The organism is Pseudomonas brassicae, from assembly GCF_010671725.1.
In the GTDB taxonomy this organism is placed as follows: Bacteria; Pseudomonadota; Gammaproteobacteria; order Pseudomonadales; family Pseudomonadaceae; genus Aquipseudomonas; species Aquipseudomonas brassicae.
Genome location: NZ_JAAHBU010000003.1, coordinates 1 through 15,472 on the forward strand (window position 1 = coordinate 1; position 15,472 = coordinate 15,472).

The window sequence follows — 15,472 nt, forward strand, 5'->3', positions numbered from 1 at the left end:
GCGCCAGCAGGTTGGTCTGGTCGGCGATGCTGCGAATGGTCTGCACAATCTGCCCGATCAGTTCCGACTGTTTGCTCACGGCGTCAATGCTGCGCGCCGCGGCATTGAGCTCGCGGGAGATCTCCTCGATCACCTGCACCGTATGCTGCACCACCTCCGAGCCCTTGCGCGCGCAGGCATCATTCTGCACCGAGGTAGCGTGGGCGGCCTCGGCCGCCGTCTGCTGGGTACACACCTGCTGGGTGATGTCGCTGGCGAACTTGACCACCTTGTAGAGGCGCCCGCGGGTATCGAAAATCGGGTTATAGGAAGCCTCCAGGTAGACCATCTGGCCGAGCTTGTTGACCCGTTCAAAACGATGCGAGTGGTACTCGCCCCGGTTGAGCGAGGCCCAGAATGCCTTGTAGGCGCTCGACTCGCTTTCGCTGCGGTGGCAGAACAGGCGGTGGTGTTGCCCGACCACTTCCTCGGCGCGATAGTGCATGGTTTTGAGAAAGTTGTCGTTGGCGCTGATCACATGCCCCTCGGGGGTAAACTCGATCGTCGCCATGGAACGGCTGATGGCCTTGAGCAGGCTGTCGTGCTCATGTTCTTCGCTCACGCGCCGGGTGATGTCAGACGCCACCTTGATCACGCTGGTGACCTGCTGGCCAGCGCCGAAAACCGGCATATAGCTGGCTTCCAGCCACACGTCCTGGTGCGCCTTGTTCAGGCGCAGGAAGGTGCCGCTGCGGGCTTCGCCGCGGGCCAGATCGCGCCATAGCTGGCGGTAGCCATCGGTTTTGGCGTAGCGCTCTTCGCAGAACAGCCGATGATGCTTGCCACGGATCTCCTCGGCGCTGTAGCCCATGGTTTTGCAGAAGTTCTCATTGGCATCGAGGATGATACCGTCAGGGCTGAACTCGATCATCGCCATGGACCGGCCAATGGCTGCCAGTTTGGCATTGGAATCGGACAGCGCCTGAGTGCAACGCTCTATTTCGGCCAGGTCGGACTTGCGGTGGGCGTTGAACATGAGGGACCACTCCATTGGCGGATTTGCTGAGCATAGATCCCCCCTGTCCCGGTGCAAGCCTACTGCCATCACCGTTGATCGCTTGCCTTCAACTGCTTTCGCGGACCACCAGCTCGAACCCCAGGTCCTGGGTCCGCGGCTGCCCGCTCTTGCCGTCGAGCAACGCCAGCAGTGCCTGGGCGGCCTGACGCCCCACCGCCGCTCGCGGAGTACGGATCGAAGTCAGCCGCGGTACCAGGTGGGCCGAGGCCGGCAGGTCGTTGAAACCCACCATCGCCACCTGCCCGGGCACCGCTATGCTCTGGCGCAAGGCTTGCAGAATGGCGCCCTGGGCAAGGTCATCGTTGCAGAAGAACAGCCCATCGACATCCGGATGGCGGTCCAGCAACTGGCTGAACAGTTCCCCCCCCAGGCCGATCGACGAGGGTTGCGGTGCCAGCATCTCCAGGGCCGGGTCGTACAACCCGGCCTCATCCAGTGCCTGGCGGAATCCGTCGGCACGCTGCATCACGCGCGGGTCCAGTTGTGCCGCGATAAAGCCCAGGCGCGCCGCCCGCGCTCGATCAGGTGCCGGGCGGCGGCACGCCCGGCCTGTTGCTGGGAAAACCCCACCGATGTTGCCGTACTCGGCCCGCCCAGCTCCATCATGTGCACGCAGGCACGCCGCTGGCGCAAAGCATCTGCTGGGAGGCCTCGGTACGGTCGAAGCCGGTCAGCAGAATGCCGCACGGTTGATAGGCCAGGTAGTTGCGAATCAGGTTCTCTTCTTCGGCCACGTCGTAGTGGAAGTTGCCGATCAGCACTTCCAGGCCGCGCGGGCGCATTACATCGTGGATGGCTTCGAGGGTTTCGATGAACAGCTGGTTGGACAGCGACGGGATCAGCACCACCACCGACTGGCTCTGCGCCGACGCCAGCGCACGCGCTGCCGGGTTGGCCACGTAGCCCAGCGCCGCAGCCGCGTCCTTGACCTTTTGCACCAGCTCCGGAGCCACCGTGGCGATGCCGCGCAAGGCGCGTGAGGCAGTAATCGGGGACACCCCGGAAAGCCTGGCCACTTCAGCCAGGGTGGGACGACCGGTAGTACGAGAGCCGATGCGGGTCATGGGAATTTTATTTTTCGACTTGCAAAGATTAGGGAACGGGCACTAAGGTAGCGCTGTCTCAGACGTCAGGCAATGCATAAGTGCAGGTGTGCTGCGATGAGCGTCCAAACTGCTTCTACAAAACCAATAACATTCGGGTGGATAGCCGCCGAGACGTTGTCAGTCCCGGCCAAAGATAGCGCTATCTTGCCCTGCAGGAGGTACCGATGAACTCTCCCCTGTCCGCTATTGTGGTGATGGGCGTGGCTGGCTGCGGCAAGAGCTGCGTCGGTTCTGCGATTGCCGATCACAGCGGCGGTCGCCTGATCGAAGGCGATGCCTTTCACCCCGCCGCCAATATTCGCAAGATGAGTGCCGGCACGCCCCTGGACGACAACGACCGCGCCGGTTGGCTGATCCGCCTGGGCGAGGAGCTGCAAGCTACCATCAAGGCCGGCGAACGACCGATCCTCACCTGCTCTGCACTGAAAAAACGTTATCGCGACGCCCTGCGCCAGGCCGTACCCGAACTGGGCTTCGTATTCCTCGAACTGTCCCCGCAGGAAGCCGAGCGCCGTGTATTGGCGCGTCCCGGCCACTTCATGCCTGCCAGCCTGATCGAAAGCCAGTTCGCCGCCCTTGAGTCGCCGCGTGGCGAAGCCATGACCCTGGCGCTGGATGCCACCTTGCCCATTGCGCGACTCGCCGAGCAGGTCGACACCTGGCTAAAGCCCTGCGGTGAACCGGTACTTGCGCGAACGGCCTGATACGGGCGGTTTTGCCGGCTCACCAAAGATAGCGCTGTCTCAAGCAACTACGCTGTAAATGCAACGCCCACAAAAACGACAATATGAGGCACTGAACCATGTTCGGTTTGGCAACTGATACCTATCTTCTGCTCGATGCACTGGTGACCATCGTCGGTCTGGTGCTGCTGATCACCCACTTCAAGGTGCACCCTTTTGTCGCCCTGACCCTGGCCGCAGGTTTCCTGGGCCTGACCTCAGGCATGCCGGTGGTCAAGGTGATGAAGTCATTCCAGGACGGCTTTGGCGGCGTGCTGGGCTTCGTCGGCATCGTGCTCGCGCTGGGCACCATGCTGGGCAAGCTGATGGCTGACTCCGGAGGCGCCGACCAGATTGCACAAACCCTGATTCGTGCCTTCGGCAAGCAGCGCGTGCACTGGGCCATGATGTTCGCCGCGTTTCTGGTGGGCATCCCGCTGTTCTTCGAAATCGGCTTCGTGCTGCTGATCCCGCTGGTGTTCATCGTCGCCCGGCGCACCGGCGTGTCGCTGATCAAGATCGGTATTCCGCTGCTGGCCGGGCTGTCGGTGGTGCATGGGCTGGTGCCGCCACACCCGGGGCCGCTGCTGGCGATCGGCATCTTCAACGCCGATATCGGCAAGACCATCTTCTACGGGCTGATCGTTGCCTTGCCCACGGCCATCATCGCCGGGCCGCTGTACGGCACCTTCATTTCGCGCTACATCCCCGGCTCGCCGTCCCAAGAGTTGATGGACCAGATCGCCCGTGAAGGCGATCGCAGGCAACTGCCCAGCTTCAGTGTCACGCTGATCACCATTCTGTTGCCGGTGTTCCTGATGCTGCTCAAGACCTTCGCCGACGTGGTGCTGCCGGCCGAGCACCTGTTCCGCCAGTGGATGGACCTGATCGGCCACCCGATCAGCGCGTTGCTGGCGGCCCTGCTGCTGGCCTTCTACACCTTTGGCGCCGCTCAGGGTTTCAGCCGTCAGCAGATCATGAAGATGCTCGACCAGAGCCTTGCACCCACCGCTGCAATCGTCCTGATCGTGGGCGCTGGGGGTGGCTTCAAGCAGATGCTGGTGGATACCGGTGTGGGCAACGTGATCGGCCAGATGGCGGTACAGGCACAGATCTCGCCGATCATGCTGGCCTGGCTGGTGGCGGCGGTAATTCGCATTGCCACCGGTTCCGCGACCGTGGCCACGATTACCGGGGCCGGTATCGTTGCGCCGGTGATCGGCATGATGCCGGGGGTCAACCGCGAGTTGCTGGTGCTGGCCACCGGGGCCGGGTCGCTGATCCTGTCGCACGTGAACGACGCCGGTTTCTGGCTGGTCAAGCAGTACTTCAACATGACCGTGGCCGAGACCTTCAAGACCTGGAGCATGATGGAAACCATCCTGTCGGTGGTCGGCATCATCTTCATCATGCTGTTGTCGCTGGTGGTCTGATCGACCTGCGTAACGGTTTCGCCGGCGAGGCCGGCTCTTGCACAGGTTGCATGCAAGAGCCGGCCTTGCCGGCGAAAGGGCCTTAGAAGGCCGCCTTGAAGATCGCTTCGATCTCCACCTGGCTGGCCGGACGTGGGTTGGTCAGGCCACAGGCGTCCTTCAGCGCGTTGGCGGCCAGTGTCGGCACATCCTCCACCCGCGGCGCCCAGCACTTCCAGGCCCGGCGGGATCTCGATGTCATCGCTCAACTGCACGATTGCCGTGATCGCCGCATCCGCCCCCTGCCCCGCATTCAACCCGTCCACCGGCACGCCCATGGCTCGGGCCACATCGCGCAGGCGCACGGCACTCACCGCCGCGTTGAAACGCTGCACGTGTGGCAACAGCACCGCGTTGCACACACCATGCGGCAGGTCATAGAAGCCACCCAACTGGTGCGCCATCGCATGCACGAACCCCAGGGACGCGTTGTTGAACGCCATGCCGGCCAGGAACTGCGCATAGGCCATGTTCTCGCGGGCCGTCAGGTCGTGCCCGTCCACCACGGCCTGGCGCAGGTTGCGGCTGATCAGTTCGATGGCTTTGAGCGCGCAGGCATCGGTGATTGGCGTGGCGGCCGTCGACACGTACGCCTCGATAGCGTGGGTCAGCGCGTCCATGCCGGTGGCGGCGGTGAGGCCCTTGGGCATGCCGACCATCAGTGCCGGGTCGTTGACCGACAGCAATGGCGTAACGTTGCGGTCGACAATCGCCATTTTCACGTGGCGCGCTTCATCGGTGATGATGCAGAAACGCGTCATCTCGCTCGCCGTGCCGGCCGTGGTGTTGATCGCAATCAACGGCAGTTGCGGCTTGGCAGAGCGATCGACCCCCTCGTAGTCGCTGATATGCCCGCCATTGGTGGCGCACAGCGCAATACCCTTGGCACAGTCGTGTGGCGAACCACCGCCCAGCGAGAGGACGAAGTCACAGCGCTCGCGCTGCAGCAGCGCCAGGCCCTGCTCGACGTTGCCAATGCTCGGGTTGGGCTTGGCCCCGTCGAACACCACCGAATCGATGTCACGCACGGCCAGTTGCTCGGCGATCCGCTGCGCCACCCCGGCCTTGGCCAAGCCCGCATCGGTGACGATCAACGCTTTGGCGAAACCGTAGCCGACAATCGCGCTCATGGCTTCATCGAGGCAGTCGATGCCCATGATATTGACGGCTGGAATGAAAAACGTGCTGCTCATGGCGGTATCCCTCAGGCTTTATCTCTCTGCCTCAAGGATCCGCCCGTCGCTGCCCGAGCATGTTGATCTATGGCAAATTCAGCCAAGAAACAGCCGATAGGCCGGATTGTCGGTTTCGTCCCAGTACCGATACCCCATGGCTTGCAGGCTTGCCGGTAGCTGTGCCAACTCATCGGCGGGCACTTGCAGGGCGACGAACACCCGTGCTTCGGCGGCGCCATGGTTACGGTAATGGAACAGGCTGATGTTCCAGCGCTTGCCCAGCCGCTCCAGAAACCCGAGCAAGGCCCCCGGGCGCTCGGGGAACTCGAAGCGCAGCACCCGCTCCTCTTGCGACGGCACTGCATGCCCACCCACGGTGTGGCGGATATGCAACTTGGCCAGCTCGTTCTCGGTCAGGTCGAGCACCTCATAGCCTTGCTCGTGCAGGCTGGCCAGCAACTGCGCGCGCGGATCGGTCTGCGGGTGGGTCTGCACGCCGACGAACAGGCGCGCCTCCTTGCCCGGCTGGTAGCGGTAGTTGAACTCGGTGATCTGACGCTTGCCCAGGGCCTGGCAGAAGGCGCGGAAACTGCCCGGCTGCTCGGGGATGGTCACCGCGATCACCGCTTCGCGCTGCTCGCCCAGTTCGGCGCGCTCGGCCACGTGGCGCAAGCGGTCGAAGTTGACGTTGGCACCCGAATCGATTGCCACCAGGGTCTGGCCCTGCACACCACGGCTGGCCACATACTTCTTGATCCCGGCAACGGCCAGCGCGCCGGACGGTTCGGTGATCGAGCGAGTGTCGTCGTAGATGTCCTTGATCGCGGCGCACAGCTCATCGCTGCTGACAGTGATGACCTCGTCCACATAGTGGCGACATACATCGAAGCAATGCGCACCGATCTGCGCCACCGCCACACCGTCGGCAAAGGTGCCGACCTGTGGCAGCACCACGCGCTCGCCGGCTGCCAGCGCGGCCTGCAGGCAGTTGGAATCATATGGTTCGACGCCGATCACCTTGACCTGCGGGCGCAAGTACTTGACGTAGGCGGCGATGCCGGCGATCAGGCCGCCGCCGCCGACTGGTACGAAGATCGCGTCCAGCGCCCCGGGTTGCTGGCGCAGGATCTCCATGGCCACCGTGCCCTGGCCGGCAATGACATCCGGGTCATCATACGGCGGCACGAAGGTCGCGCCCTCGCTCTGGGCCAACTGCAACGCATGGGCCAGCGCCCGAGGAAAACTGTCACCGTGCAGCACCACCTGCCCGCCACGCGAACGAACGCCCTCAATCTTCAGTGCCGGCGTGGTGGTGGGCATGACGATGGTGGCCTGCATGCCCAGCTCGCGCGCCGCCAGCGCCACGCCCTGGGCATGGTTGCCGGCCGAGGCGGTGATCACCCCGCGCTCGCGCTGGGCAGTGGTCAAGCGGCTGAGGCGCGTGTAAGCACCGCGGATCTTGAAGGAAAAGGTGGGCTGCAGGTCTTCGCGCTTGAGCAGCACCGTGTTGCCCAGTTCGGCCGACAACGCACGGGCTGGCTGCAAGGGGGTTTCGATGGCCAGGTCATACACCGGCGCGGCAAGAATCCGGCGCACATAGTCCGACAGCAGGTGGGGTGCGGTCGTCGCGGTGCTGGGGCAAGCGGTAAGGCTGGTCATCGGTGACTCCTGGTGGTTTTTTCAGGTGCCCAGGAGGTAGAAAGAAAAAACCGCCTCCAGGGCGGGTTAGGTGCAAGGTGCTCGCTAGCCCGCCAATCTGATAATGGCGGTAATAATGCTGTGCGATGGCAACGCTGCGAATAAGCTCATGGCAGTGAAACTAGCCCAGGGCTTTTTCCAAGTCAATCATTCATTTGCCGGCACGCTGGCGTGGTCATTGCGTTCACGCGCCGAGTCGGGCACGCCGAACACCCGGTCGAATGCCCACTGGAACACGAACGCATAGGCGAAGAAGAACACGAACAGCGCCAGGTTGGTGCCCAGCGCGGCCCACAGACTGATGTCCAGCCAGCAGGCCACCACCGGCAGCAGGATCAGCACCAGCCCGCCTTCGAAACCGATGGCATGCAGCAGGCGCCGCACGAAGGTACGGCTGCGCTGCGCCTGGCGCGCTTCCCAGTACTCGAACAGATGGTTGTAGAGCAGGTTCCAGCCCAGCGCCATGGCGGACATGATCACCGACAGCAGGGTGGAATGGGCCATCCCTGCGTCGAAAGCCAGCGCCACCGCCGGGGCGACGCAGGCCACTGCGACAAGCTCATACAGCACGGCCTGGGTGATCTTGCGGGTGACGCCTTGCATGGGGGGCTCCTTTGAAGGGGGGTGAGGCGCAGGCTAGGCTGATTGAGGCGGGGGTTCAATTGAGCTAGATTGAGCCACCCTCAATTCGGTTGATTGCAATGTTCGCCAAACTGCCGCTGACGGCCCTGCGCACCTTCGAAGCTGCCGCCCGCCTGGGTGGTTTCAAGGCCGCGGCAGACGAGTTGGCGGTCACCGCTGCGGCGGTGTCGCACCAGGTCAAGAGCCTGGAAACATGGCTGGGCGTGCAACTGTTCCACCGCACAGGCCAAGGCGTACAACTGAGCGAACACGGCGAACAGCTATACCGGCGCGTGCATGCGGGCCTGCGTGACATACAGCAGAGCCTGGCCGCGTTTGCGCCAACCGCAGACCCGCTTCGGTTGAAGCTCACGACCACTGCTGCGTTTGCCAGTGCATGGCTGATCCCGCGCCTGGGTGCCTTTCACCGACTTCACCCGCAGATCCAGGTACAGGTGCACACCGGCAACCAGGTGGTTGATCTGCACCGCGACGCGTCCATCGACCTGGCCATCCGCGCCTGGTTCAGGCCCGACCCGAGCCTGTACCAGCAGCCGTTGTTCGATGAGTACTTCGCGGCCTATGCCCTGCCTGGGTGGCGCCTGCCACGGGCGGGCGAGCCACTGGAACTGATCGATGCCCCGTGGGTGACCGCCCGTGGCCGGCCTATCGACTGGCAGCACTGGAGCCAGCTGGCGGGATGTCCCGGGTGGCTGGCGCGGGCACGGCGGCACCAATACGATGATGAACACTATGCCGTGCAGGCGGCGATTGCCGGGCATGGCCTGGTGCTGGCCAGCAGCGTACTGGTGGCCGACAGCCTGGCGCGTGGGGTGCTGGTGCCGGTGCGCGATGATGTGCGCCTCCCGGCGGCGCACTATTGTGCGGTGTGCGTGCCGGGGCGCGAGCGCGAGCAGGCGGTACGGGCATTTCTGGATTGGTTGCAAGCGGCGCGCATGCACAGTGATGTGCCGGCGAACCACCCGGGCTGACCACCGCTACGCCTGTGGCCCAGGGCAAATGCCCACTGACACGCCGTTGCATGAGCCCAGGGCAGTTCACCCTCCCCGCCGGGCACGGTAAGCTCTGCGTTTTCGCACGTCTGGCAGGGTAGCCATGTTCAAGACTATCGAAGCGCAGGTTCGCAAAAACATTGCCCCACCCCAAGTCCGCGCCGACTTTCGCCAACATGATTTCGAACGCCTGCACAGCTTCTGCCTGCTGATCTTCGGCCTGAGCACCGGCATCTGGGTGGTGTTCGATCTGCTGGTGAGCTTTATCGGCGGCCAGGGCTTCACTTACCTGTCGATGGTGTTCATCGGCGTCCTTGCCAGCCTGACGGTGGTACTGCTGTTCGTGCACAAGGCCGAACACTTCAATGTGCTCAACCTGATCTTCATCGGTGTGATCGCGCTGGGCATTCGCCTGGTGATCGATGGCATCCCCGAAGACCTGCGCTCGGGCTGGCTGGTGCTCGGCGCCTCAAGCATTCTTTACAGTGCCTCGGTACTGCCACTGCGGCGCTGGTCATTCTTCACGACCCTGGTGCTGACCTGGCTGCTGCTCAACCCTTACAGCGTGCCACAAACACACCTGCTGGACCTGCGCGGTACCATGATCCTGTGCTACAGCACGTTCATCACCGGCCTCACGGTGTACAGCTACCTCAAGCTGCGTCAGGCCAAGCTGCAGAACTTCAGCATGTCCAGGATGCTGCTCGAACACGCCTATATCGATGCCCTGACCGAGATCCCCAACCGGCGCTCGTTCATGGCCAAGGCCGAAATGCACCAGCGCTTCGCCGCCGACGAGCCCGGGCACTACATCGCGATGGTGGATGTCGACAACTTCAAGCGGGTCAACGACCAGTTCGGCCACGACAGCGGTGACGTGGTACTCAAGCGCATCGCCGCCAACATCAAGGCAAGCCTGCACGAGTTCGAGTACGCGCGGTTGGGCGGTGAGGAGTTCGTGATCTACCTGTGGGGGCTGGACCCTGCAGCCACCGAACAGCGCATCGACGCCCTGTGCCGACGCGTGCGCGAAGACCGCGGCGAACACCCGGTGACCGTCAGCATCGGCCTGGCGCCTATCGAGCAGGGTGACACCATCGGCATGGCCCTGAGCAAGGCCGACCAGGCGCTCTATAGCGCCAAGCGCAGCGGCAAGGACCGCGTCGTGCGGTGGTCCGAATGACCTTGCACCTGCCCATTCGAGGTGGACTCGAATGGGCAGGCAGCAGGCCTAGCGTGCCTTGAGTTTGAGGTACGACTGGTGCAGGTCCGAGGCCCAGCCATCGAGCACTGTCTTCACATCGTCGGGCTTCATCACCTGGCTGTCGTTCTCCAGCGGTTTGCCACTGCCCTTGCGCACCACCTGGGCCAGCACCTTGTTGCTGCCCCCATCGAGAAACTGCGCTTCGGTGGCGATGTCGGTCTGCTGGTCGCGAATACCCGACGCGGTACTCACCGCCGCCGCCACCAGTGCCACAGGGATCACCTCATACGCCTTGAGGCCTTCGGTCTTGCTACTGACGGCGGTAATCGCCGGGCGTACCACGATCACCCCCGGCCCAGGCCCGCTGGCCAATGGCAGTGACTTGCCCAGTTCGCGCTTGAGCGCCTGGTCATAGTACTGGGTGATGCCCTGCAAGGTGCTCTGCGGAATGCGAGCGGTCGCTTGCGGCTTGGGGTAGAGCTGGCTGGGTTCGATATACACGCTGGTGTAGCGATCGACCTTCAGATCGGGATCGATCCAGCGCATCACGGTAGCGCCGGACGGCGATCTGCTTTCGCTAAGATGGCTGTAATCCTTGAGAAACCCCGAATACTCGTCGGGCTGCACAGTGCTGCTGGAGCAACCGGCCAGGCCCAACCCAGTCAAGCACAACGTACCCATGATCAATGCGCGTTTCATGCTGTCGCTCCATGTGGTGCCGGAAGGAAGGCTTCATAGGTATAGGCTACAGTTGCCGGTGCATCCATCGACGTGAGGCGACATGGCTTTCCACAAACTGGCGCACACCCATCCGCGCCTCAGCGTGGCCGCAGTGCTGGGCTGCCTGGGCGGTTTTTTCGTGCCGGCCGACGACCTCGTGCAACACATACTGGCCGGTTGGAACATTGGCGTCTGGACCTACCTGGTACTGGTATTCTGGTTGACCCTGGGCGCCGTCCCCGCGCATGTGCGCAAGGTGGCCTGCATCGAAGACGAGAACGCGGGGCTGGTGCTGTTCACGGTGAGCATCGCGGCCATCGCCAGCCTTGCCGCGGTTACCTTGCAACTGGCCGGCAGCCAGGGCCTGAACGGCACCGCGCGGGCCCTGCATTACCTGTACACCGGGTTGACAGTGGCCGGCTCATGGCTGTTGATCGGTACCGTTTTCAGCCTGCATTACGCGCGCCTGTTCTATACCAGCAGCGACGCCCGCCCCCCGCTGCGCTTTGCCGATGGTGAAGCCGAGCCCGACTACTGGGACTTCCACTACTTTTCCTTCACCCTCAGTGTCGCGGTGCAGACCTCCGACGTAGGGGTCGCCGGTCGTGGCCTGCGCCGGGTGGTATTGGCACACTCGGTGATCGGCTTCGTGTTCAACACGGCGATCCTGGGCTTCACCATCAACATTGCTGCTGGCCTATTGAGCTGAAGGCCCCAGTTCCAGCACCTGTGCGGCGCAGTGCGCAATACGCCGGCACGCCTCGACCAATTGCTGGCTGTCCAGCACCAACCCCAGGCGCAGGTGCCCGGCGGCGCTGGGGCCGAATGCATCGCCTGCCAGCACGGCCACGCCATGCTCTTCGAGCAGGCGCTCGGCAAAGGCCTGGGCTCCCAGCCCGGTCGAGCGTATGTCCAGCATCACGAACATGCCGCCGTCGGGCCTGTGCACCCCCACCCCCGGGCAGCCCGCAAGCGCCGCGCAGACCTGGTCCCGGCGCTCACGGTAGGTGTCGCGCATCTGTCGCACCTGTTCCAGGTCCTGCTCCAGCGCTACCGTGGCGGCCGCCATGATGAAGTCCGGCAGGCCGTACAGCATGCACAACGCCAGGTGTTCCAGGTGCCCGGCCAGGGCTGGCGGCCCGATCACCCAGCCGACCCGCCAGCCCGACATGGCGTGCGACTTGGACAGGCTGTTGATGGTCACGCAGCGCCCGGCCAGGGCCGGCAGGCTGGAAGCACAGAAGTGCACACCGTCATACAGCAACTCGCTGTAGACCTCATCGCAAATCAGCCACAGATCGTGCTCGACACACAGGCGCGCCAGTTGCTCCCAACTGGCCTGCACCAGGCTGGCACCCGAAGGGTTGTGCGGGCTGTTGACCAGGATCGCGCGGGTGCGCGGGGTGATGTGCGCCGCGATGTCGGCCGGTGCCAGCCGAAAGCCACGCTCGGGGCTGGCTGCCACCGGCACCACGCGTGCACCGCATGCCCCGAACACGGCTTCGTAGGTCAGGTACATCGGGTCGGCCACGATCACTTCGTCACCAGGATCGAGCAGGCACTGGGCCACGGCGTACAGCCCGCATTGGGCGCCTGCCAGTACCACCACATCCTGCGCCTGCACCATTTGCCCGCTCTGGCGCGCATGCCGGCGCGCAATGGCCTGGCGCAGTGCCAGGCTGCCGCGCACGTCCGAGTAGTGCGTATGGCCCTGGCGCAGGCTGTCGATGGCGGCCTCCACGACAGGCGCCGGGGTGGCGAAATCGGGATCTCCCACCGTCAGCAGGAACACCTCGCGCCCCTGTTGCTGCAGCTCCAGCGCGCGGTAGTGAATATCCCAGGCTGCGGCACCTTCACCGGCGATGCGTTGAGTGAGGACGGAATAGCGCATGGCAGTGTCTCCTTGACGAAGCCGTTGGTCTGAAAGGTCAGGCCAGGCATCCGGGCCGATTACCGGTAAAAATAGCAGAACATGCCAAGGGGCCATTGCACTTGGCGGGGCGCAAACGCTTGCGTGGCAAGCACCGGTGTGACGCGGCTCATACATCGGGCAAAAGCCTGCAGATACGGGCCTTGCATCCACCACCGGAGTGCTATGGTTAGGGTCTCGCCCGGCCTTCAGTGGCCGCAGGCATGCCCATGCTCGACGGTATCGGTTCAGCACTACAAAGGAGGCCGGCATGAACAAACTGACTTTCCCCAGCGCCTGCCAGATGATGCGTTGGCATTTCCACCCACTGGGTTTCGAGGCGAGCATGGACGCCCCGCGCAGCATGGTGGCGCGGCTGTTCGACCGGGCCACGGGCGAAACCTTGCTGGCAATTGCCGGCATCCCTTGCGCCACACTGATGGCGGCCGCCGACGTGGAGCGCATCATGAAGCGGTCGAGGCCGAGCTCGATGCGTTCCAGCCTTCCTGTGCACTGCGCTCGGCCTGAACCTCAGGCCCTGGCCACTGAGAGCTTTTCGATATCGGCCATGAAACGCTCGGCGGGCATCGGCTGGCCCAGCAGGTAGCCTTGCAGCGAATCACAACCCAGCCGGGTGAGGAAGTCCTGCTGGCGATCGGTTTCGACCCCTTCGGCAACAATCCGCAACCCCAGCGCCTGGCCCAGCGCCACGATCGCAGAGACGATCGCGGCATCGTCGCTGTCCTGCTCCAGATCACGCACAAACCCGCGATCGATCTTCAGCTCGTTGGCCGGCAGGCGCTTGAGGTACATCAGGCTCGAGTAGCCGGTACCGAAATCATCGATGGACAGGTCGACCCCCATGTCCGAGAGCCGTTGCAGCACCATCAGGCTGGCATCGGCATCGCGCATGGCCGTGGTCTCGGTGATTTCCAGGGTCAGGCTGTTGGCGGGCAGGCGGTGGCGCTGCAACGTGCCGGCGACGCTGTCGACCAGCCCGGCATGGCAGAACTGGATCGCCGACAGGTTCACGGCAATGCGCCAGTCTGCATGCCCCAGGTCCATCCAGATACGCATCTGGCGACAGGCTTCATCCAGCACCCATTCGCCAATCGGGATGATCAGCCCGGTCTTCTCCGCCAGCTGGATGAAACGGTCCGGCAGCAGCAGCCCGTGTTGCGGGTGCTCCCAGCGCAACAAGGCTTCTGCGCCGATGGGGCGGCGGCCCACAGCGTCGAACTTGGGCTGGTAGAACAGACGGAACTGGCCCTGCTCCAGGCCTATGCGTAGATCCTGCAGCAGTTGCAGTTGCATCCGCGCGTTGCTGTTCATCGACACATCGAAAAAGCTGTAGGCGTTCTTGCCCGCACTTTTGGCGTGGTACATCGCCGCATCGGCGTTACGCAGCAGCTCGAGCTGATCGGTGCCATTGCCGGGGTACAGCACGATCCCGACGCTGGCGGAGATCTGCAGGCTCTGCTCGGCCACGCGAAACGGCCGCGAGACCAGGTTGACCTGCTTGGCGGCCACGCCCACGGCATCTTCGGGCTCGCCCAGCTCGACCAGTAGCACGAACTCGTCGCCACCGATGCGCGCCAGCGTATCCTGGCTGTGCAGGTGACCGCGCAGGCGCAGCGCCACCTCCTTGAGCAACTGGTCGCCGGTATGGTGGCCAAAGGCATCGTTGACCGGCTTGAAGCCGTCCAGGTCGATGAACATCAGCGCAAAGCCACCGCCCTGCTCCGCCACCTTGGCGATCGCCTGGTCGATACGATCGGCCAGCAACGTGCGGTTGGGCAACCCGGTCAGGGTATCGTGCAGCGCCAACTGGGTGAGTTCCTGGTTGGCCAGGGTCAACGACTGCGCCAGCTCCGCGGTGCGCGACTCCAGGCGGGCATCGAGCACCGAGGTGAGCAAGGCCACCGCCAACACTGCCAGGGTGGTGATCAGCACCAGGTAATCCAGGCCATTGCCGCTCAAGCCGCTATCGATGGCGCCGCAGAAACTGCCGTCGGCAAAGCTCGCCGCCGCCATGCCGGTGTAGTGCATGCCCACGATGGCGATGCCCATCACCACCGCTGCACCGCCACGAATCTGGCGCACGTAGGGGGTATTGCGGCGCAGGCGGAAGGCAATCCACAGGGCGGCCACCGAAGCCCCCACCGCGATCAGCAGCGAGGCGGCAAACAACAGCGGGTCATACTCGATACCGGGCTGCATCTGCATCGCGGCCATGCCGGTGTAGTGCATGCAACTGATGCCGGCCCCCATGATCAACGCACCGAGGGCCAGCATCCTGGCGGGCAGGCTCGGCTGGCTGACCAGCCACAGGGCAAAGCCTGAGGAGAGCACCGCGATCAGCAGCGACAACACGGTGAGTGTCAGGTCATAACCCAGTTCGATGGGCAGGCTGAAGGCAAGCATGCCGATGAAGTGCATCGACCAGATACCGGTGCCCAGGGCGAACGCACCGCCCACCATCCACAGGTAGGCCGCGCGGCCTTTGGCGGTGGCAATGCGCCCGGTCAGGTCCAGGGCGGTATAGGACGCCAGGATCGCCACACACAGCGAAATCAGTACCAGCGATGGAGAGTAACTACCGTTGAGCATGACGTTTCGAGGCCCGGTGAATGGGCGCTGTCCCGGCCCGGATAAAAGCCGATGATTGTACTCAACCTTTAGCGAAACGCACGGAGTTTAAACGGCTTCGGGGGTTTTTCTGGCGAATGGCCATTAGCCTGAACCACTGCAGTGCTCCCTTCGCTGGCAAGCCAG

At 63.8% G+C, this 15,472-nt stretch carries 11 protein-coding genes and 3 pseudogenes; 6 read left to right on the forward strand and 8 right to left on the reverse strand.

Features of this window, described 5'->3' with window-relative positions:
- Both G3436_RS00350 and gntR read right to left on the reverse strand, forming a co-directional pair.
- Positions 1-1,015, reverse strand: a 1,015-nt coding sequence (locus G3436_RS00350) for a PAS domain-containing protein (RefSeq protein ID WP_163940242.1), incomplete at its 3' end; no start/stop codon positions are given.
- Positions 1,016-1,103: 88 nt separating this feature from the next.
- Positions 1,104-2,121, reverse strand: a pseudogene (gene gntR / locus G3436_RS00355) (HTH-type transcriptional regulator GntR).
- 206 nt (positions 2,122-2,327) lie between these two features.
- On the opposite strand from gntR, the gene G3436_RS00360 reads away from it, so the two are divergent.
- Positions 2,328-2,867 carry a gluconokinase gene (locus tag G3436_RS00360; protein WP_163940244.1) on the forward strand — a complete coding sequence of 180 codons (540 nt, stop codon included), beginning with the start codon at positions 2,328-2,330 and terminating at the stop codon, positions 2,865-2,867.
- A 98-nt stretch (positions 2,868-2,965) separates the two neighbouring features.
- Positions 2,966-4,318 carry a GntP family permease gene (locus G3436_RS00365; protein WP_163940246.1) on the forward strand — a complete coding sequence of 451 codons (1,353 nt, stop codon included), beginning with the start codon at positions 2,966-2,968 and terminating at the stop codon, positions 4,316-4,318.
- A gap of 82 nt (positions 4,319-4,400) precedes the next feature.
- Here the strand turns inward: G3436_RS00365 and yiaY are convergent.
- From yiaY to G3436_RS00380, 3 genes and pseudogenes are all read right to left on the reverse strand, one after another.
- Positions 4,401-5,550: pseudogene (yiaY, locus tag G3436_RS00370) on the reverse strand (L-threonine dehydrogenase).
- A gap of 78 nt (positions 5,551-5,628) precedes the next feature.
- Positions 5,629-7,191 carry a threonine ammonia-lyase, biosynthetic gene (gene ilvA, locus G3436_RS00375; RefSeq protein ID WP_163940248.1) on the reverse strand — a complete coding sequence of 521 codons (1,563 nt, stop codon included), beginning with the start codon at positions 7,189-7,191 and terminating at the stop codon, positions 5,629-5,631.
- A 186-nt stretch (positions 7,192-7,377) separates the two neighbouring features.
- Complete coding sequence (locus G3436_RS00380; RefSeq protein ID WP_163940250.1) at positions 7,378-7,833, reverse strand: PACE efflux transporter; 456 nt, start codon at positions 7,831-7,833, stop codon at positions 7,378-7,380.
- Positions 7,834-7,931: 98 nt separating this feature from the next.
- Between G3436_RS00380 and G3436_RS00385 the strand changes: the two genes are divergently transcribed.
- Entirely contained in the window at positions 7,932-8,843 is a 912-nt protein-coding gene (locus G3436_RS00385) for a LysR substrate-binding domain-containing protein (RefSeq protein WP_163940252.1), read from the forward strand.
- 124 nt (positions 8,844-8,967) lie between these two features.
- Complete coding sequence (locus G3436_RS00390; protein WP_163940254.1) at positions 8,968-10,047, forward strand: GGDEF domain-containing protein; 1,080 nt, start codon at positions 8,968-8,970, stop codon at positions 10,045-10,047.
- Positions 10,048-10,095: 48 nt separating this feature from the next.
- On the opposite strand, the gene G3436_RS00395 is transcribed toward G3436_RS00390, so the two are convergent.
- Positions 10,096-10,767, reverse strand: a complete 672-nt coding sequence (locus G3436_RS00395) for a DUF3313 domain-containing protein (RefSeq protein ID WP_163940256.1) — start codon at positions 10,765-10,767, stop codon at positions 10,096-10,098.
- 82 nt (positions 10,768-10,849) lie between these two features.
- Between G3436_RS00395 and G3436_RS00400 the strand changes: the two genes are divergently transcribed.
- Positions 10,850-11,497, forward strand: coding sequence for a DUF1345 domain-containing protein (locus G3436_RS00400; RefSeq protein WP_163940258.1), 648 nt, complete (start codon positions 10,850-10,852; stop codon positions 11,495-11,497).
- On the opposite strand, the gene G3436_RS00405 is transcribed toward G3436_RS00400, so the two are convergent.
- Positions 11,486-12,679: a pyridoxal phosphate-dependent aminotransferase gene (locus G3436_RS00405; RefSeq protein WP_163940260.1), complete on the reverse strand. Its 1,194-nt coding sequence runs from the start codon at positions 12,677-12,679 to the stop codon at positions 11,486-11,488. The genes G3436_RS00400 and G3436_RS00405 overlap by 12 nt on opposite strands.
- A gap of 289 nt (positions 12,680-12,968) precedes the next feature.
- Here G3436_RS00405 and G3436_RS00410 point away from each other — a divergent pair.
- Positions 12,969-13,225: pseudogene (locus G3436_RS00410) on the forward strand (DUF1652 domain-containing protein).
- A 3-nt stretch (positions 13,226-13,228) separates the two neighbouring features.
- Here G3436_RS00410 and G3436_RS00415 read toward each other — a convergent pair.
- The gene (locus G3436_RS00415) at positions 13,229-15,307 is read right to left on the reverse strand and encodes a putative bifunctional diguanylate cyclase/phosphodiesterase (RefSeq protein WP_163940262.1); all 2,079 of its coding nucleotides are present in this window, start codon (positions 15,305-15,307) and stop codon (positions 13,229-13,231) included.
- Between the last annotated feature and the right edge of the window lie 165 nt (positions 15,308-15,472).

Excerpts from the sequence above, each read along its gene's own strand:
- G3436_RS00385 (WP_163940252.1), top strand. The coding sequence starts at position 7,932 with ATGTTCGCCAAACTGCCGCTGACGGCCCTGCGCACCTTCGAAGCTGCC.
- G3436_RS00380 (WP_163940250.1), bottom strand. The coding sequence starts at position 7,833 with ATGCAAGGCGTCACCCGCAAGATCACCCAGGCCGTGCTGTATGAGCTT.
- G3436_RS00405 (WP_163940260.1), bottom strand. The coding sequence starts at position 12,679 with ATGCGCTATTCCGTCCTCACTCAACGCATCGCCGGTGAAGGTGCCGCA.
- G3436_RS00395 (WP_163940256.1), bottom strand. The coding sequence starts at position 10,767 with ATGAAACGCGCATTGATCATGGGTACGTTGTGCTTGACTGGGTTGGGC.
- G3436_RS00415 (WP_163940262.1), bottom strand. The coding sequence starts at position 15,307 with ATGCTCAACGGTAGTTACTCTCCATCGCTGGTACTGATTTCGCTGTGT.
- ilvA (WP_163940248.1), bottom strand. The coding sequence starts at position 7,191 with ATGACCAGCCTTACCGCTTGCCCCAGCACCGCGACGACCGCACCCCAC.
- G3436_RS00360 (WP_163940244.1), top strand. The coding sequence starts at position 2,328 with ATGAACTCTCCCCTGTCCGCTATTGTGGTGATGGGCGTGGCTGGCTGC.
- G3436_RS00400 (WP_163940258.1), top strand. The coding sequence starts at position 10,850 with ATGGCTTTCCACAAACTGGCGCACACCCATCCGCGCCTCAGCGTGGCC.
- G3436_RS00390 (WP_163940254.1), top strand. The coding sequence starts at position 8,968 with ATGTTCAAGACTATCGAAGCGCAGGTTCGCAAAAACATTGCCCCACCC.
- G3436_RS00365 (WP_163940246.1), top strand. The coding sequence starts at position 2,966 with ATGTTCGGTTTGGCAACTGATACCTATCTTCTGCTCGATGCACTGGTG.